This is a genomic window from Actinomyces sp. Z5, assembly GCF_003287795.1.
Taxonomy (GTDB): Bacteria; Actinomycetota; Actinomycetes; order Actinomycetales; family Actinomycetaceae; genus Actinomyces; species Actinomyces glycerinitolerans.
Genome location: NZ_QMIN01000069.1, coordinates 6,846 through 24,660, shown reverse-complemented (window position 1 = coordinate 24,660; position 17,815 = coordinate 6,846). Strand labels below are relative to the sequence as shown.

Below are 17,815 nucleotides of genomic sequence, written 5' to 3'. Positions count from 1 at the left end.
CAGGAAGCCACCATCACCATCAACGGACACCAAATAACCGCCCAGCCCCAGACCACCCAGACCGCACAGCAAATCCTCAACAACCTGAACGCCGCAGGGCACTAAACTGTCAGGACTCAGGTCTCGGGCACCGCCTCGGCGGCCGCCCTGGCGGCCCTGGCCGCCTGTGGCGGGGGCTCGTCCTCCTCATCCGCCAGTGCCTCTGCCGGCGCGGTGGAGTTGGCTGCCGCGGACATCAACCCGCAGGACCGCTCTGCCCTGCAGCAGGGCGGCGAGTTCCGCATTCCGATCGAGGCCATGATCCCGAACTACAACCCGCTGCACATCGACGGCAACGTCGGGGACAACGGCACCACCCTGCAGGGCTTCACCGGCGTGCGCAACTGGATCTACAACGAAGACGGCACCTTCGAGGTGAACGAAAACTTCTGCCTCGACTACACCGAGGAGGAGGTGGACGGCAAGACCGTCATCACCATGCACCTCAACCCCGAGGCCAAGTGGAACAGCGGCGAGTCGATCCAGGTGGCCGACTATCAGGGCTGCTGGCAGGCCTGCAACGGTGAGAACGAGGACTTCAACGCCGTGGTCGCGTCCACCGACGGCTGGGATCACATCGAGTCCATTGAGGCCGGTGCCGATGAGTTCGAGATGATCGTCACCTTCGATGCCGTTTTCCCTGACTGGTCGAGTGTTTTCTCGGACGCCTCCCTCGTTCCGGCGTCGCTCACCACCGATGCGGAGACCTTCTCCTCCTGGACCGATGCCTCCGTCACCGACTATTGGACCGGCCCCTACCTCGTCACGGATGCCGATTCCGCCAAGCAGGTTCTCACCCTGGAGCCCAACCCGAACTGGTGGGGCGACGCCCCGCTGCTGGACAAGATCACCCTTCGGGCCATGGACTCCTCCCAGCTCGGTACCGCCTTCGGCAACAACGAGATCGACTATGTCTATCCGATTATCGACGCCGCCATCTACGACCAGTGCAGCCAGCGCGCCGACGGTGAGATTCGCCAGGCCTACGGCGTGCAGTGGCGCCACTTCACCATGAACGGCTCCTCCGGCATCCTGGCCGACCAGGCCGTGCGCCAGGCCCTGGTCAAGGGCATGGACCGCCTCACCATCACCGAGGGCGACTTGCAGGGTCTGCCGGTGCCGGCCTCCCAGCTGCAGCTCGGCAACCATCTGTTCATGCCTCATAACGAGGGCTACGCGGACAACACCGGGGACTACGCCTACGACCCGGAGGCCGCGGCGGCCGATCTCGAGGCCGCCGGCTGGACCCTGGCCGAGGGCGCCGAGTTCCGTGAGAAGGACGGGCAGAAGCTCTCCATCAAGTACCTGCGCATGCCCGACATCTCCACCTCCGCCACCGAGGGCCGTATCCTGCAGGCCAATATGGCGGAGATCGGCGTGGAGATCGTTATGGATGACACCAATCCTGAGGACTTCAACGTTCGTCTTCATGACGGCCAGTTCGAAATCACGGCCTTTGCCTGGGTGGGTACTCAATACCCCATGGCCAATATCGGCCAGATCTACGGCGAGGGCTCTGCCTCCAACTACTCCGGTGTCTCCGACCCGGAGCTGCAGGAACTCATTGGCCAGGTGGCCACCGAGGCGGACCCGGACAAGCGCATCGAGCTGGCCAACCAGGCCGACGCCAAGATCTGGGAACTGGCCACCGTCACCCCGATCTACTCCCGCGTGGACTACCGTGCGGTGCCGAAGACCCTCGCCAACTACGGCGCCTTCGGCCTGTCCACCGCACGTCCGGAGGACGTCGGCTACATGGCGGAGTAAGCGACCTTCGGTTCGTGATCCGGCGCCGGTCGGGGTTAGATCACGGGACACCACGCACGGTTCCCCGCTGACAACCGAGCCGGCATTGTTGACGGCGGTGCCCACCTCAACCAACTGCTTGAGGTGGGCGCCGCCGTTTGCACAGCGGCATTCGCCTACGTGGATGAGGCAGGATGGGGGAGTGCCCACAATTGTTCTGCGTTCACTGACGGGCCGGATCGGGACCGTCCTGGTTGCGCTCGCCTGCCTTTACCCGGTTATGGTCATCTGGCTCGCCGATGGCTACGGCCACGGCCTGAAGGCGCTGGCGGTGGCCGTCGCCGTCGTCGTCGCGGTCTGGCTGCTGTGGTGGCGCCCGCGGGCCGTGGTCGCCGAAGACGCCATCGGCGTGCGCAACGCCTTCCGCAGCCACCGCATCCCCTGGGAGTCGCTGCACGGCACCCGTACCCGCTGGGGACTCGTCTTGGAACTCGGATCGGATGACTCTGCCAGCAACGTGACCGTGTCCGCCTGTCAGCGCGGCGGGGTATTCACCGCTGTGCGGCACGAGCGCCGTGCCGTTCGCGTGGACGAGGCCTACGTGACCGCCACGGTCACCGACCCGTCCGAGGATGCGGCTAACGCCGAGCGTCCCACTTACCGCACCCATATGGACGCCGGCGACGCCGCCCACCTGATCGAGCTCTACCGCGCCGCCCGCACCGAGCACCTGGCACTGACCCGCCGGCTGCGGCGACGCGCCCAGCGGCTCGGCAAGCTACCTGCTGACTCCGCCGGTCAGGACCGTCCGTCTTCGGCTGGATTTTCGCCGGTTCCCACCACCCGCTGGGACTGGGCCCCCACTGCCGCCACCGCCGTCGTCGTGCTCCTGCTCGCGGTCGCGCTCATTGCCCTCTGACGCCCCGCAGCCGACCGCACGGCTTCCGGCGGTGTCGCGGCCGCTTCCCGGCCCCCACCCGGCCGACGTCGAGGAGGGGAACAGACGCCGTCCCGGTCCCCGTCGGATCACGGGGAAGCAGAGGTGAGCGGCCGCACAGGCGGCATGTCGCGCCTGTCATGGCCCGCCGGCGCGCGCGGCGGTACCCTTGCTGAGTTTGTGCGCCCGCGGGCGCTTGCCTAGGGGAGGAATCAGCCCATATGACCGTGCGCCAGGATCTGCGCAACGTCGCCATCGTCGCCCACGTCGACCACGGCAAGACCACTCTCGTCGACGCGATGCTCTGGGAGGCCGGTGCCCTCGGCAACCACGCCAACCAGGACAACACCGGCGAGCGCGTCATGGACACCGGCGAGCTGGAGCGCGAGAAGGGCATCACCATCCTCGCCAAGAACACCGCCGTCCACTACGCCGGCCCGGCCGCCATCGACGCGGGACTGCCCGCCGGCATCACCATCAACGTCATCGACACCCCCGGACACGCCGACTTCGGCGGCGAGGTCGAGCGCGGACTGTCCATGGTGGACGGTGTGCTGCTGCTCGTGGACGCCTCCGAGGGCCCCCTGCCGCAGACGCGCTTCGTGCTGCGCAAGGCCCTGGAGGCGAGCCTGCCGGTGATCCTGGTGGTCAACAAGGTGGACCGCCCCGACTCCCGCCTGGACGAGGTCGTCTCCGAGACCACCGACCTGCTGCTCTCGCTCGCCTCCGACCTGGCCGACGAGCACCCGGACATCGACCTGGACGCCGTGCTGGACGTGCCCGTCGTGTACGCCTCCGCCAAGGCCCGCCGCGCCGACACCGTCAAACCCGCCGACGGCGAGCTGCCCGCCTCGAAGAACCTCGAGCCCCTGTTCCGCACCATCATCGAGCGGATCCCCGGCCCCTCCTACGACGAGTCCGCGCCCCTGCAGGCGCACGTGACCAACCTGGACGCCTCCCCGTTCCTGGGGCGCCTCGCCCTGCTGCGCATCCATGCCGGCACCCTGCGCAAGGGGCAGACCGTCGGCTGGGCCCGCCACGACGGCTCCATCGCCTCCGCCCGCGTTTCCGAACTGCTGGTCACCGAGGGCCTGGAGCGCAAGCCCGCCGAGGAGGCCCACGCCGGTGACATCGTCGCCGTCGCCGGCATCGAGGACATCACCATCGGCGAGTCCCTGGTCGACCCCGAGGACCCGCGGCCCCTGCCACTGATCAAGGTGGACGACCCCGCCATCTCCATGACCATCGGCATCAACACCTCCCCGATGGCCGGCCGCACCAAGGGCGCCAAGGTCACCGCCCGCCAGGTCAAGGACCGCCTGGATCGCGAACTGATCGGCAACGTCTCCCTGCGCGTGCTGCCCACATCCCGCCCCGACGCCTGGGAGGTGCAGGGCCGCGGCGAACTGGCGCTGGCCATCCTGGTGGAGCAGATGCGCCGGGAGGGCTTCGAGTTGACGGTCGGCAAGCCGCAGGTGGTCACCAAGATGGTCGACGGCAAGCGCTATGAGCCGGTCGAGCGCATGACCATCGACGTGCCCGAGGAGCACCTGGGTGCCGTCACCCAGCTCATGGCCGCCCGCAAGGGCCGCATGGAGACGATGACCAACCACGGCACCGGCTGGATCCGCATGGAGTTCCTGGTGCCCGCCCGCGGCCTGATCGGCTGGCGCACCCAGTTCCTCACCGAGACCCGCGGCACCGGCATCGCCTCCTCCATCGCCGAGGGCTACGAGCCCTGGGCGGGCCCGATCACCGCCCGCACCACCGGCTCCCTGGTCTCCGACCGCGCCGGCGCCGTCACCGCCTACGCCCTGATCCGGCTGCAGGACCGCGGCACCTTCTTCGTCGAGCCCGGTCAGGAGACCTATGAGGGGCAGGTCGTGGGGGAGAACCCCCGCGACGAGGACATGGACGTGAACGTGGTGCGCGAGAAGCAGCAGACCAACATGCGCTCCTCCACCGCCGACGTATACGAGGCACTCACACCGCCGCGCCGGCTCACCCTGGAGGAGGCCCTCGAATTCGCCTCCGACGACGAGTGCGTGGAGGTGACTCCGGACGCCGTGCGCATCCGCAAGGTCATCCTCGACTCGCAGGAGCGCTTCAAGGCCGCCGCCCGCCGTCGTCGCGCCGGCGCCTGAGGCGCCGGACTGTCGCCGTCCCAACCCGGGAGTGTGCCCATGAACCAGGTCCCGCTCGACGACGCCGTCGGCTCGCCCGCCGCGGCCCCCGAAGCCTCGGCGGCCTCAGCCGCGTCCGGTGCCCGCGCCGGCCACACGGTGCTGCGCCCGCTGCTGGCCGCGCTCGGCGCCACCCTGCTCATCGCCTGGCTGGGGCTGGCCTGGGCGACCACCCGCACCCTGGCGCCCGGTTCCGCCGTCTCCGGCGTAGACGTCTCCGGTATGACCCGTGCCGAGGCGGTCGCCGCCGTGGAAGCCGGCATCGGCGCCCAGCTCGAGCAGCCGGTCACCCTGATCGTCGACGACGCCTCTGACGCCCTCGTTCCCGCGCGCTCCGGCGTGAGCGTGGACGCCGCCGCCAGCATCGACCGCCTGACCGGCCCCACCCTCAACCCCGTAACCCTGGTGCGGCGGCTGTCCGGCACCCGCGTCGACGCAGTCGTAGCCGTGGACGCCGACGCGCTCACCCGCGCCCTCAACACCCGCCTGGACACGCTCGCCACCGGCACCGCAGACGCCGTCGTCACCCTGGACGGCACCACCCCGGTGCTCACCCCCGGCTCGGTCGGCACCGGGCTGGATGTGGCGGCGAGCGTGAGCGCCCTGGACGACGCCTGGCCGCTGGGTGCGGACAGCATCGCCCTGGCCTCCGGCACCGCCACCCCGGCCATCACCGACGCCGACGCCCAGGACTTCATCGACACCGTCCTGAGCCCCCTGTTGAGCGCCGACATCACCGTCACCGCCGCAGGTACCGGCGCCGCGGCCGCCACCGGCGAGGCCGTGCTGACACCCGCGACGCTCGCCGCGATGACCACCATCGACTCCAGCGACGGCACCCTGACCGCCGTCCTGGACGCCGATGCGCTGCACGACGCCGTCGTCGCCGCCCTGGGAGAGGGCATCGAGACTCCGGCCACCGACGCCACCTGGACCATCGACGGCGATCCCGCCACCGCCGCGGACGCCACCCCCGTCTACCACGCCGCCACCACCGGCACGGGCATCGACGCGGGCGACCTGGCCGACGCCGTCCTGACCGCCGGCACCGAGGTCGGCGGGGAACGCACCGCCGCCGCTACCGTCGCCGTCCTACAGCCGGAGGTCACCACACCGGAGGAGGAGTGGGGGGTGGCCGAGATCGTCGGCGAGTTCTCCACCCCCTACTTCTCCCAGTACGGGCGCGACCAGAACCTCCAGCGCGGCACCGAGATGATCAACGGCACCCTCGTCGCCCCGGGGGAGACCTTCTCCACCACCGACGCCCTCGGTCCGGTCGACCTGGAACACGGCTACACCTACGCGGGCGTGGTCACCGACGGGCAGCACACCGACGCCATGGGCGGTGGCCTGTCCCAGGTGGGCACCACCGTGTTCAACGCCGGCTTCGAGGCCGGCATGGACGATGTGGAGCACTGGCCCCACACCTACTGGTTCACCCGCTACCCGGCCGGCCGAGAGGCCACCATCTGGACCGGCGTCAAGGACGTCAAATGGCGCAACTCGACGCCTTACACGGTGTTGGTACAGGCCTGGGCCGGCGACGGGGAGGTGCACGTACGGCTGTGGTCCACCCCCTACTACGAGGTCACCATCACCGAGGGGGAGCACACCAACTACCGGCCCTACGCCACCGTGCACGGCTCCGGGCCGGGCTGTGAGCCCTACGGCGGCGGCACCCAGGGATTCGACGTCACCGTCACCCGCACCCGCAGCCACGACGGCGAGCGCCTGCCCGACGACGTCCTCACCACCGCCTACGACTCCGACAACCCCGTGGTGTGCAGCTGAGCCAGGCGGCGTCGGGCTGTGCGGGGCCGGGGAAGGCGCGTCGGGGGCCGGCGGTCCGCGGTCAGCGGGCGCAATTCGCACTTGGTGCGTGACGCAAAGAGGGGCGCCCGGCGGGCTGGAATCGGCGTATTTGCTGACATCTTGCGCGGCTATTGGGTCCGGCACCGCGGCGGGGAGATACTTGGGGGCGCAGATGCACCCGGCCGCGGCCCCGCGCGGTATGCCCGGATACAGAGAGGAAGCAGTCAATGACCTACGTGATCGCTCAGCCCTGCGTGGACGTCAAGGATCGTGCGTGCGTGGACGAGTGTCCGGTCGACTGCATCTATGAGGGCGAACGCAGCCTGTACATCAACGCCGACGAGTGCGTCGACTGCGGCGCCTGCGAGCCGGTGTGCCCCACCGAGGCGATCTTCTACGAGGATGACGTGCCCGACGAGTGGGAGGACTACACCCGGGCGAATATCGACTTCTTCTCCCTGAGGGGCCTGGGCTCCCCGGGCGGCGCGCAGAACGTCGGCCCGCAGGACTACGACGATCCCATGATCGCCGCCCTGGAGCCCCAGAATGAGGACTGGAAGGCCGCCAACGGCTACTGAGCTTGCCACCCCTACAAGGAGAGCAACGAATGAAGAACACCCTCTGCAAGCTCATCGCCCTGCCCCTGGTAGCCGTCGCCGCGCTGGGGCTGACCGCCTGTTCCGACGCAGCCGAGACCGCGTCCAACAACATCTCGAAAGCCTCGGACAACTTCGAGATCAACCGCCGCATCGTGTTCTTCAACGGCATCACCGACAAGTACCTCCTCGAGATCGAGGGGTACTGCTCCATCACCGCCGACAGCGAGGACAGCCAGCTGGAGGTCATCTGCCTGGTCGGCAAGGACGAGGACGGTGGCTACCTGTTCAAGAAGCACTTCCTGGGCCTGAGCGACAACGTCACCTACTTCGTCGAGCAGACCGACGCGTCGGTCGTGGACCCGTATCACTACCGAGTCGTATACCGTCCCGAGACGATCGTTCCCGACATCGACTTCCAGACCTCGGGGTCGAACAGCACCGCTTCCGGTGACGCCGCTGCCGACACCGGGTCGGTGACCGAGGGCGGGGAGGAGTCCGCGTCCAACCCGACCGGCGGCGCAACCCAGGACCCGGCCCTGGATCGCGACGGCGACGTCACCGCGCCCGATGACGAGGACTGACTCAGTATTGGGACTCCCCGAATCCATAGAGGGCGCGCTGGAGCAAGGTATCGGAAGATGAGACGCCTTACGCCGCGGTTTGCCGGAGCGCTGCCGCGGAGGCGAGAACGCGACACAATGGCGGCGTGAACGCCTCCACGCCCGCCGGCCCCGGCTCCGCCGCTCCGGCTGCCCTGCCCCGCACGCTTGCGCTGCCCGACTTCCCCTGGCACTCCCTGCGCCCCTACCGGCAGCGGGCCGCCCAGCACCCGGGCGGCGTCGTCGACCTGTCGATCGGCACGCCCGTGGACCCCAGCCCGGCGATCGCCCGCGAGGCCCTCGCCGCCGCTGCCAACGCCCCCGGCTACCCGCCCGCCGACGGCACGCCGCAGGTGCGCGCCGCCATCATCGACTGGATGCGGCGCCGTCGCGGCGTCACGGGCCTGACCGACGCCGCCGTGATCCCCACCATCGGCTCCAAGGAGTCGGTGGCCCAGCTGCCGCTCCAGCTCGGCGCCCGCCCCGGTGACCTCATCGCCCATCCGCGCGCCGCCTACCCCACCTACGACGTCGGTGCCCGCCTGGCGGGCGCCACCCCCGTCCCGGTCGACACCGCCGCCGACCCCGACTCCTGGGAGCTGCCCGACGGTCGGCTCGTCGCCATCTGGCTCAACAGTCCCGGCAACCCCGACGGGCACGTCCTCTCCGTCGACCAGCTCGCCCGCATCGTCGCCTGGGCGCGGGCGCGCGGCGTCGTCGTCCTGTCCGACGAGTGCTACGCCGAACTCGCCTGGGAACAGCCCTGGGCCACCGACGGCGTCCCCAGCCTGCTCGACGCCCGCGTGACCGGCACCGGCCCCGACGGCACCCCCGACCTCACCGGCCTGCTCGCCCTGTACTCCCTGTCCAAGCAGTCCAACCTCGCCGGCTACCGGGCCGCCTTCCTCGCCGGCGACCCGACGCTGGTGGCCGCCGTCACCGAGGTGCGCCGCCACACCGGCATGCTTCCGCCGGCGCCCGTGCAGGCCGCCCTGGCCGCCACCCTCGCCGACGACGCGCACGTGGTGGCGCAGCAGGCCGTCTACCGGGCCCGGCGTGAGGCGCTGCTGGAGGCGACGGCCGCCGTCGGCCTGGTCAATGACCCCGACTCGGTCGCCGGCCTATACCTGTGGCTGAGCGGGTCGGCGTCCATGAGCGCCTGGGATCTGGTGGGCGCCTTCGCCGAACTGGGGATCGTCGTCGCCCCCGGGGACTTCTACGGCGCGGCCGGCGCCGGGCATGTGCGCATGTCCCTGACCGACACCGACGAGCGGGTGGCCGCCGCGGTGCGGCGCCTGCACGCCCCCGACGCGGCCGCCCTGTTCGCCGGCTGAGGCGGCCGGCCGGCGCCCCGTCCGGGATGGCGGGTGCCGCGCCGTCCTCGTCCGGTCTGCGTGACTGAAGCTGGTGTTGCCGCATCGGCTGGGGCCGTAGATTTCCGCAGCACCCCGGAAACCGACGGGATGGAGGCGGCCTGCGAATGCTCATACCTTTTTTGTCGTCAACGACGACGGCGAAGGAGGCGAGCGGTGGACGAGCGCATCTGGGACGTACTGGACGCCTTCGGAGACACCGAGGTCGTCACCGCCGCGGAGCTCGCCGACCGCCTGGGCGTGACCAGCCGCACGGTCCGCAGTCTCCTGTCGCGCTCACGCCGCGCCCTGGCCGACGGCGGCGCCCGCATCGACTCCAAACCCGGCACCGGATACACCCTGACCATCACCGATGCCGACGCCTTCGCCGACCTCAAGGAGACTCGTGGCGCCGTTGACGGCACCCCGGTGACGGCGATCGAGCGTCGGCGCTATCTGCTGCGGCTACTGCTGACCGCACAGGACTACATCAAGATAGAGGTTATCGCTCAGGCGCTGTTCGTCTCGAAGAAGACGGTGACGGCCGACCTGGCGCAGGTGGAACGCATACTCGCCGAACACAGCCTGCTGGTGGACCGGCGCCCCTACAAGGGCGTCCGTGTGATCGGCGCCGAACTCGACATACGCACCTGCCTGGCAACCGTCTACGACCCGGAGCACAGCTCACGGTTCGCGGTAGAGGACCTGGAAGCGGGCGTGGGCCGGGCGGAACGGCACGTACGTGAGGTGCTGGAAGCCCATGGTGCTCCGCTGTCGGATGAGGCGGTGCGCAGCGTGATCCTGCACATCGCCATCGCCACGAACCGGGTCAGGGCGGGGCGCGCCATCACGGGTGAGATCGCCGGGCTGCGCCGGTACGTGACGGAGGCGGAACTGGACGTTGCCAGTGACATCCTCGACCGCCTGGAACGGGACCTGGGGGTGTCCTACCCGCTGCAGGAGCGCTACTACCTGGCGCTCCACTTCGCCGGGCGCAGAGTGCTCACTTCTCCCGCCGACGCCTCCGACTCCCAAAGCATCGTCGAGGCCCGGCAGGTGGTGGACGGGATGCTTCGCATCGTCGACGAGGGCTTCGGCCTGGGCCTGGCCGACGACGACGAGCTGCGGGCGGCCCTGGTGCAGCACACGATCCCGCTGCTGGTACGGCTGCGCTTCCAGATGCGGATGCCCAACCAGAGCCTCGAACGCATTAAGCAGTCCTACCCGCTCGCCTACGCCGTGGCCGTGCAGGCCTGCACCGCCCTGGCCCGCCACCTGGGCCGCACCGTCTCCGAGGATGAGGCCGGATACGTCGCCCTGTGGTTCGCACTCGCCCTTGAGCGCAGACGGCCGGAGCAACGGCGCAAGCGCGTATTGCTCGTCTCCGGCGCAGACGGCGCGGCGACCCGACTCATTGAACTGCGGCTGCGGGAGCGCCTCGGGGACCTGATCGAATCGCTCATCACCGTAAACACGCGCAAGCCCATCCGGACCCAACCGGACACGGACCTGGTCCTGACCACAGTCGCTCTAGACGCCGATCCGGGTATTCCCGTTCTCAAAGTCGGCACGTTCATCGACGACGCCGACGTACGCAAGATCCGGCGGATGCTGGTGAGCGAGGCGAGCACCCGGATCGACCAGGTCTTCTCACCCGAATTGTTCATTCCCCACCTGGATGCGCACACTCCCCGCGAGGCGATTGAAGCACTCACTCGGCGCGCCCGAACCAGATACGACCTGCCCGCCGTGTTCCTCGACTCGGTGCTGCGTCGGGAGGCACTGGCGCCGACCGACTTCGGCAACCGGGTCGCCATGCCGCACGGCGAGGTGGCCATGAGCGAGGAGACCTTCATCGCCGTCGGCGTTCTGGACGAACCCATCCGCTGGACGCGCAACCCGGTCCAGGTCGTATGCCTGGTGTCCATCTCCACGCGAGAGGGCAAAGACCTGCAGCAGTTCTATCAGGACCTATCCAGGTACCTGATGAGCGAGGAACACATCACCACCCTCATTGAGAGACGCGACTTCTCCGCCATCGTCCATTCGATTCGAGAGATTACCCAGCAACCACAGGAGGAAGCATGAGCGAACCGCAGTCGGTGAGCGAGCAACCCGACGATCCCTATGCCGTGTCATTCGAATTGATCCTCGCCGCCGGGACGGCGAAGTCCAAGGCCATGGAGGCCGTTGAACTCGCAAGGGAGGGGCAGCTCGACGCGGCCCGTCAGGCCCTGACCCGTGCGGACGACGACTTCCGCCAGGCCCACGACATCCAATTCGCGCTCCTCCAGAGGGAGGCCGGCCAGGACCACGTGGATGTGGACATCGTTCTGGTGCACGCCAATGACCACTTGACCATGGCGCTCATGGCCAAGGAGAACGCCGAAATGCTCATCGAGCTTTACTCCCGGATCCACCGCCTGGAGGCACGGCTCCCGCCGTCGGCTCCGAGCACATCCTCAACTGCGTCGGCAGACCAGACCACCGCAACCGACACCAACACAAACACGAAGGAGAACTGAAATGACCGAGCAGAACCCCCAGCCGGAGAAGGCCGCGAGTCAGGAAGGACCGACACTGCGCATCATGCTCGCGTGCGCCCTCGGAATGTCCACCTCCATCCTCGTCCAACGTATGCAGGAGGCGGCCGCCGCACAGGGCAAGAACTACAAGATCTGGGCGGCCGACCAATCATCCATCGAGTCCGAGCTGGGCAACTTCGACGTCGTCCTACTCGGCCCGCAGGTGCGGCACATCCTACGCAAGGTGCGGGGCGTGGTGGGCGACGCCGCCCCGGTCGAGGTCATCGACGCCCGCGCCTACGGGCGGGGCGACGGCGCCACCGTCATCGCCCAGGCCGAGTCACTGACCGGAGGTGAATAACATGCCTTCCCTCTCCGACCGATTCTCCGACGGTCTGACCGCCGTCGCCGAGAAGGTCGACGACAACAAGTACCTGAATTCGCTGAAGAACTCCTTCAGCTACTTCCTGCCGTTCATCCTCGTCGGCTCCTTCGCCAGCCTGCTAAGGTCCCTGGTGTCTTCGCAGGAGACGGGACTGGCCCGCTGGGTCCCCGCCTTGGCCAGCCTCGACGGCGCCTTCACCGCGATGAACTACGCCACCATGAGCTTCATGACGATCCCCATCGTCATCCTACTCGGCTGGCAGCTGGCCAAACGCAACGGCACACCCACCCAGGCCACCGCGATCCTGTGCGTGGCCGCCTACGTGACCGTCGTACCGCAGAGCGTGCAGGCCCTGCTCGAGGACGGCTCCGACGGCGGCAGTGCGGCTGGCCTCGGCGACGGCGCACTCGGCGCCCAGGGCCTGTTCATCGGCATCATCTGGACCGTCGTCATCACGGAGCTGTTCCGCTGGCTGTCCGGCATCAAGGCTCTGCGCATCACCATGCCGGACTCGGTCCCGCCCGCCATCACCCAGTCCTTCAACTCGCTCATCCCCGTCTTCCTCATTCTGACCTTCTCCGCGGTCTTCGGCGTCCTATTCCGGTTGGGGACCGGCAGCTACCTGAATGAATGGGTGTATGCGGTGATGCAGCACCCGCTGGAGATCATCTTCCAGTCCACTGCGGGCATCATCCTCATGGCCCTGTTCTCGCAACTGTTCTGGTTCCTCGGTATCCACGGCGGGCTGGTGATCTCCCCGATCCGCAACCCGCTGTTTGCTACCGCCATTGCCGCGAACATTGCGGCGGTCAACGCCGGTGCGGAGCCGACTCAGCCGCTCACCTACGGGTTCTGGGTGACCTTCATCGTCCTCGGCGGCGCCGGCGGCATCCTCGGCCTGACGATCGTGGGGGCGCTGATGTCCAAGCAGGAGGACTTGCGGATGATCTCCCGCCTCGGCTTCGTCCCGGCGATCTGCGGCATCTCCGAGCCGCTGGTGTTCGGAGTTCCGCTGGTACTCAATCCCCTGTACGCGATTCCGTTCATCTTCAACACCGGAATCTCGGCGGCGATCGCCCTGGGCGCGATGAACCTGGGATTCATCCACGCCAACACCGTCGACGTCCCCTTCGGGGTGCCGATCTTCATCAACGGATTCATTGGCTTCGGCTGGCAGGGGATCGTGGTCCAGGCGGTCATCCTGATCGTAACCACTCTGATGTGGGTGCCCTTCGTCGCCATCGACGATCGCCGCGCCGCACGCGAGAATCTAGGCGAGGAATCCGGCGCTCAAAACGACAGCAAGGAGGCTGTTCCCGTATGAATGCACCAGACAACCTGCAGCCGGTATTCCCCGAGGGCTTCCTGTGGGGAGGGGCGCTCGCCGCCAACCAGTGCGAGGGCGCCTGGAACGAGGACGGCAAGGGGCCGTCCGTGGCCGACGTCACCCGGCACAAGCCCGACGTTGATCCGCGTGACTATCGTGCCGGCCACGCCATCAGCCTGGCCGATATCGAGACCGCGCTGGAGTGGAGCGATGCCAAGGGGCCCTACGCCAAGCGCCGTGGCAACAACTTCTACCACCGCTACTTGGAGGACCTGGACCTCTTGGCGGAGATGGGGTTCAAGACGCTACGGGTCTCCATCCAGTGGAGCCGGCTGTTCCCAACGGGGGAGGAGCCTGGCCCCAATGCGGCCGGGGTGCGCTTCTACCACGAGTTGTTCCGTGCCATGCGTGAGCGCAACATCCAGCCGCTGGTCACCCTGCATCACTACGAACAGCCGCTAGCCACGGTCTTCAACCACAGGGGCTGGTACGACCGCGCCATGGTTGACCTGTTCATGCGCTTCGCTGAGGTCTGCTTCCGCGAATATGGGGAGGAGGTGAAGCTCTGGCTGACCTTCAACGAGGTTGACTCGATCTTCCGGCACCCCTTCACCACCGCGGGTCTGCTTGCCGAGCAGTTCGAGGGGATGAACATGGAGGAGGTCTGCTACCAGGCGCTGCACCACCAACTCCTCGCCTCGGCGCGTGCCACCAGCCTTCTGCACGAGCTCGTTCCCGACGCCCGGATGGGATGCATGCTCACCAAGCTGCTGCATTACCCGCTCACCGCTCACCCGGAGGACCAGCTGCTGGCGCAGCGCACCAACCGGGACAACGAGATGGCCGCGGACGTGCACGTGCGCGGCGACTATCCGCGGTGGGTGGAACGCTACTGGACCCGTAAGGGACTGTACATTGAGGTCACCGATGCCGACCGGGCCGAGCTCGCCGCCGGTACTGTCGACTTCCTGTCCTTCAGCTACTACATGTCGCTCGTGTCTGCCCGGGATGAGGGGGAGCATGAGCGGGTGAGCGGCAACCTGTCCTCCGGGGTGAAGAACCCGTACCTGGAGGTCAACGAGTGGAACTGGCAGATCGACCCCGAGGGTCTGCGCTACTCGCTCATCGCCTTGTACGACAAGTATCGGCTCCCGCTGTTCATCGTGGAGAACGGGGTGGGCATACGTGAGACGCCGGATGCGGATGGGACTGTCCGGGATGAGGCTCGCATTGACTACCTTCGCCGCCACATCCGTGAGATGGGCAGGGCGATCGACGACGGCGTCGAACTCATGGGATACACGCCTTGGGGCTGCATTGACCTGGTGTCGATGTCCACCAGCGAGATGAGCAAGCGGTACGGCTTCGTGTACGTCGACGCCGACGATGAGGGAAACGGCACCTACAACCGCACCCGCAAGCAGTCCTTCGACTGGTACCGGCGCGTAATCGCCTCCAACGGAAGGGAACTGTAGTGGTGGCGGCACTGCCATGAAGATGCCGGCGGCGCGGTGGGTACGGAGTGCCATCGCGTCGCCGGCACGCTCTGTGACGACGGCGGTCGCCTGCCGGTATGGTTCCGGGCAGACAGGTCCGGGGCCGCTCCCGCGGCCCGCCGTCGCCAACAAGGAGACACTCATGACCGAAACGCCCACTGACCTCAGCGCCCAGGACGCCCCCGGGATGCTCACCGTCGGCGAGACCAGCCTGGAACTGCCTCGTGCCCTGGCCACCGACGGCTCCGACGGACTGGCCATTGGCAAACTGCTGGGGACCACGGGCCTGGTCACGCTCGACCCCGGCTTCACCAACACGGCGGCCTGCACCTCCGAGATCACCTACATCGACGGCGCTGCCGGCATCCTGCGCTACCGCGGCTACCCGATCGAGGAGCTGGCCAAGTCCTCCACCTTCCTGGAGGTCGCCTACCTGTTGATCAACGGGGAGCTGCCCGACCCGGACACCTTCGAGCGCTTCGAGCGGCGCATCGGCCGCCACCGGCTGCTGCATGAAGACTTCCGCAGCTTCTTCACCTCCTTCCCCTCCTCGGGGCACCCCATGGCGATCCTCCAGGCGGGCATTGCGGGCCTGGCCACCTACTACGAGGACACCCTCAACCCGCACGACCCCTACGAGACCGAGCTGGCCACCGTGCTGCTGCTGAGCAAGATGCCCACGATGATCAGCTACATCGCCCGCCGTGCCATCGGGCTGCCGCTGCTGTACCCCGACCCCAAGCGCGGTTACGTCGAGGACTTCCTCAACATGACCTTCGGCATGCCCTACCAGGCCAGCGACATCGACCCCACCGTCGTCCGCGCCCTGGACATGCTCCTGATCCTGCATGCCGACCACGAGCAGAACTGCTCCACCTCCACCGTGCGCCTGGTCGGCTCATCCGACGCCAACCTGTACGCCTCAGTGGCCGCGGGTGTGGGGGCCCTGTCCGGGCCGCTGCACGGCGGCGCCAACGAGGCCGTGCTGCGCATGCTGGATCGGATCCAGTCCGAGGGCATGAGCACCACCGAGTTCGTCCGCAAGGTCAAGAACAAGGAGGACGGGGTGCGCTTGATGGGCTTCGGGCACCGCGTCTACAAGAACTATGACCCGCGCGCCGCCCTGGTCAAGGAGACCGCCCACGAGGTGCTGGCCCGCCTGGGCTCCAAGGACGGAGACCGCAAGCTGGAGATCGCCATGGAGCTGGAGGAGGTCGCCCTGTCCGACGACTACTTCATCTCCCGCAACCTGTATCCGAACGTCGACTTCTACACGGGACTCATCTACCAGGCGATGGGCTTCCCCACGAAGATGTTCACGCCGCTGTTCGCGCTCGGGCGCCTGCCCGGCTGGATTGCTCAGTACCGGGAGATGATGAGCGATCCGGCCAAGCGCATCGGCCGCCCTCGCCAGGTGTACACCGGCGAGGTGGAGCGCCACTACGTGGCCATGCACCGGCGCAAGCGCGTGCGCGACTACCCCGACACCCGCATCGGCGAGCCCACCCTGGACCGCGTCCCGCGCGTGTGAGGGGCCCGCGTTTTGGACCTACGCGACTTCGCACAGGTGGGGCCGCCTGCGCTCATGAGGGCCACGCGGCCAACGTCTTGCGCCTAGTCCGCGTCCGTGACCCGCCAGCGGCCCGCCCGGGCGCTGCCCTCGCGCCGCAGGCGGCCCGAGGCGCGCAGGTCGGCGACGACGCGTTCGGCGGTCCGGCGGGAACAGCCGAGGAGGTCGGCCAGGTCGGCGACGGTCGCCGTCGGGCTCCCCGAAAAGAGGCTCAGCGCCTGCTCCTCGCGGCTGTCCGCGACAGTTTGCGCAGAGGGCTTCGCATACGGCATCAGCGCCTGGCGGACCACGGTGAGCATAAAGGCGACAAAGTCCTCGCAGGTGCCCACGGCGTTCGAATGGGCGAGCGTCGCGTAATACTCCCGCTGCCGGTCGCGGATCACCGTCTCAATCGGCAGCCACCTCAGGACTGGGCGCCAACGGGCCAGCAGCAATGTGTGCCACAACCGCCCGGTCCGGCCATTGCCATCGGTGAAGGGATGAATGAACTCGAACTCGTAGTGGAAGACACAGGAAACGAGCAGCGGGTGGAGGTCGGTGTGCCGCATCCAGTCGAACAGCTCGGCCATGACCTCGGGCACGTAGGCGGCGGGCGTGCCCGCATGGATGAGCCGATCGCCGTCGAAGACACCGGCATTTGCATTGCGCAGCCGACCGGCGTCTTCAATGATCCCGTCCATCATCACGCCATGGGCCCGCAGGAGATCGGTGATCGAGTATGGATCCAACTGGTCCATGATTTCGTAGGCGCGGTGGGCATTCTCGACCTCACGAATCTCACGGGATGGCCCGAGCACGCGTTTGCCGTCGATGATCGCCGTGACGGCGTCTTCTGAGAGGACATTGCCCTCGATCATGAGCGAGGAGTGGATCGTGCGAATGCGCAGCTCGCGGTGCAGCTGCGGGCTCGTGCTCAGTGGGGAAGCGGGGCCGAGCGTCCCAACGAGTTCCGCGATCTCCATGCATAAGTTGTCGATTGCGGGCGTGCGGGTGAAGGGGGGCGTATAAGCCATCTGCTTCCTGTCGGTCCGACGGTGTCCGGTCGTATGAGACGCCGATCACCGCCAAAGTTTACCGTCACTGGCGGCATTGATGGCGTTGAAAGGCTGACGGTAGGTGCCGATAACCCTAGGAGCCCTCGGGCGTTGCGTCGTCTCGGAGCGTGCAAGGGCTGGTTGTGTGAGTGGTTGGGTGTCTGCGTGCGGTTGGGTGTCTTGGGTGTTGGCGTGCGCGGCCGCCGACCCG

Annotated in this window: 14 protein-coding genes; 13 read left to right on the top strand and 1 reads right to left on the bottom strand. The window is 68.0% G+C overall.

Going from position 1 to position 17,815, the window contains the following annotated elements; translation table 11 throughout:
• The first annotated feature begins 213 nt into the window (after window positions 1-213).
• The 13 genes from DRB06_RS09635 (at window position 214) to DRB06_RS09575 (ending at window position 16,531) form a co-directional block, all read left to right on the top strand.
• On the top strand, window positions 214-1,806 hold the full coding sequence (locus tag DRB06_RS09635; RefSeq protein ID WP_111819818.1) for an ABC transporter family substrate-binding protein: 1,593 nt from the start codon (window positions 214-216) through the stop codon (window positions 1,804-1,806).
• 181 nt (window positions 1,807-1,987) lie between these two features.
• Window positions 1,988-2,704, top strand: coding sequence for a PH domain-containing protein (locus tag DRB06_RS16185; protein WP_159097640.1), 717 nt, complete (start codon window positions 1,988-1,990; stop codon window positions 2,702-2,704).
• Between the two features lie 239 nt (window positions 2,705-2,943).
• Window positions 2,944-4,866 (top strand): translational GTPase TypA, encoded by a 1,923-nt coding sequence (gene typA, locus DRB06_RS09625; protein WP_111819817.1) that lies wholly within the window; start codon window positions 2,944-2,946, stop codon window positions 4,864-4,866.
• Between the two features lie 39 nt (window positions 4,867-4,905).
• Complete coding sequence (locus DRB06_RS16845; RefSeq protein WP_111819816.1) at window positions 4,906-6,696, top strand: VanW family protein; 1,791 nt, start codon at window positions 4,906-4,908, stop codon at window positions 6,694-6,696.
• A gap of 248 nt (window positions 6,697-6,944) precedes the next feature.
• On the top strand, window positions 6,945-7,295 hold the full coding sequence (gene fdxA, locus DRB06_RS09615; protein ID WP_108966391.1) for a ferredoxin: 351 nt from the start codon (window positions 6,945-6,947) through the stop codon (window positions 7,293-7,295).
• 29 nt (window positions 7,296-7,324) lie between these two features.
• Window positions 7,325-7,897, top strand: a complete 573-nt coding sequence (locus tag DRB06_RS09610; RefSeq protein ID WP_220093014.1) for a hypothetical protein — start codon at window positions 7,325-7,327, stop codon at window positions 7,895-7,897.
• Window positions 7,898-8,022: 125 nt separating this feature from the next.
• On the top strand, window positions 8,023-9,249 hold the full coding sequence (gene dapC / locus DRB06_RS09605) for a succinyldiaminopimelate transaminase (protein ID WP_111819815.1): 1,227 nt from the start codon (window positions 8,023-8,025) through the stop codon (window positions 9,247-9,249).
• A gap of 195 nt (window positions 9,250-9,444) precedes the next feature.
• Window positions 9,445-11,355, top strand: coding sequence for a PRD domain-containing protein (locus tag DRB06_RS09600; RefSeq protein WP_181575250.1), 1,911 nt, complete (start codon window positions 9,445-9,447; stop codon window positions 11,353-11,355).
• Window positions 11,352-11,792, top strand: a complete 441-nt coding sequence (locus tag DRB06_RS09595; protein WP_111819813.1) for a PTS lactose/cellobiose transporter subunit IIA — start codon at window positions 11,352-11,354, stop codon at window positions 11,790-11,792. The genes DRB06_RS09600 and DRB06_RS09595 overlap by 4 nt, the downstream gene beginning before the upstream one ends.
• A 1-nt stretch (window position 11,793) precedes the next feature.
• Entirely contained in the window at window positions 11,794-12,153 is a 360-nt protein-coding gene (locus DRB06_RS09590) for a PTS sugar transporter subunit IIB (protein ID WP_220093013.1), read from the top strand.
• Window position 12,154: 1 nt separating this feature from the next.
• Window positions 12,155-13,501 (top strand): PTS sugar transporter subunit IIC, encoded by a 1,347-nt coding sequence (locus DRB06_RS09585; protein ID WP_111819812.1) that lies wholly within the window; start codon window positions 12,155-12,157, stop codon window positions 13,499-13,501.
• The gene (locus tag DRB06_RS09580; protein ID WP_111819811.1) at window positions 13,498-14,979 is read left to right on the top strand and encodes a glycoside hydrolase family 1 protein; all 1,482 of its coding nucleotides are present in this window, start codon (window positions 13,498-13,500) and stop codon (window positions 14,977-14,979) included. Before DRB06_RS09585 ends, DRB06_RS09580 begins: the two co-directional genes overlap by 4 nt.
• A 163-nt stretch (window positions 14,980-15,142) precedes the next feature.
• Complete coding sequence (locus DRB06_RS09575) at window positions 15,143-16,531, top strand: citrate synthase (RefSeq protein ID WP_108966402.1); 1,389 nt, start codon at window positions 15,143-15,145, stop codon at window positions 16,529-16,531.
• Window positions 16,532-16,614: 83 nt separating this feature from the next.
• On the opposite strand, the gene DRB06_RS09570 is transcribed toward DRB06_RS09575, so the two are convergent.
• Window positions 16,615-17,427: a Fic family protein gene (locus DRB06_RS09570; RefSeq protein ID WP_309300329.1), complete on the bottom strand. Its 813-nt coding sequence runs from the start codon at window positions 17,425-17,427 to the stop codon at window positions 16,615-16,617.
• Window positions 17,428-17,815: the final 388 nt, after the last annotated feature.

Excerpts from the sequence above, each read along its gene's own strand:
- typA (WP_111819817.1), top strand. The coding sequence starts at position 2,944 with ATGACCGTGCGCCAGGATCTGCGCAACGTCGCCATCGTCGCCCACGTC.
- DRB06_RS09575 (WP_108966402.1), top strand. The coding sequence starts at position 15,143 with ATGACCGAAACGCCCACTGACCTCAGCGCCCAGGACGCCCCCGGGATG.
- DRB06_RS09595 (WP_111819813.1), top strand. The coding sequence starts at position 11,352 with ATGAGCGAACCGCAGTCGGTGAGCGAGCAACCCGACGATCCCTATGCC.
- DRB06_RS09590 (WP_220093013.1), top strand. The coding sequence starts at position 11,794 with ATGACCGAGCAGAACCCCCAGCCGGAGAAGGCCGCGAGTCAGGAAGGA.
- DRB06_RS09580 (WP_111819811.1), top strand. The coding sequence starts at position 13,498 with ATGAATGCACCAGACAACCTGCAGCCGGTATTCCCCGAGGGCTTCCTG.
- DRB06_RS09610 (WP_220093014.1), top strand. The coding sequence starts at position 7,325 with ATGAAGAACACCCTCTGCAAGCTCATCGCCCTGCCCCTGGTAGCCGTC.
- DRB06_RS09570 (WP_309300329.1), bottom strand. The coding sequence starts at position 17,427 with ATGATCGAGGGCAATGTCCTCTCAGAAGACGCCGTCACGGCGATCATC.
- DRB06_RS16845 (WP_111819816.1), top strand. The coding sequence starts at position 4,906 with ATGAACCAGGTCCCGCTCGACGACGCCGTCGGCTCGCCCGCCGCGGCC.
- DRB06_RS09585 (WP_111819812.1), top strand. The coding sequence starts at position 12,155 with ATGCCTTCCCTCTCCGACCGATTCTCCGACGGTCTGACCGCCGTCGCC.
- fdxA (WP_108966391.1), top strand. The coding sequence starts at position 6,945 with ATGACCTACGTGATCGCTCAGCCCTGCGTGGACGTCAAGGATCGTGCG.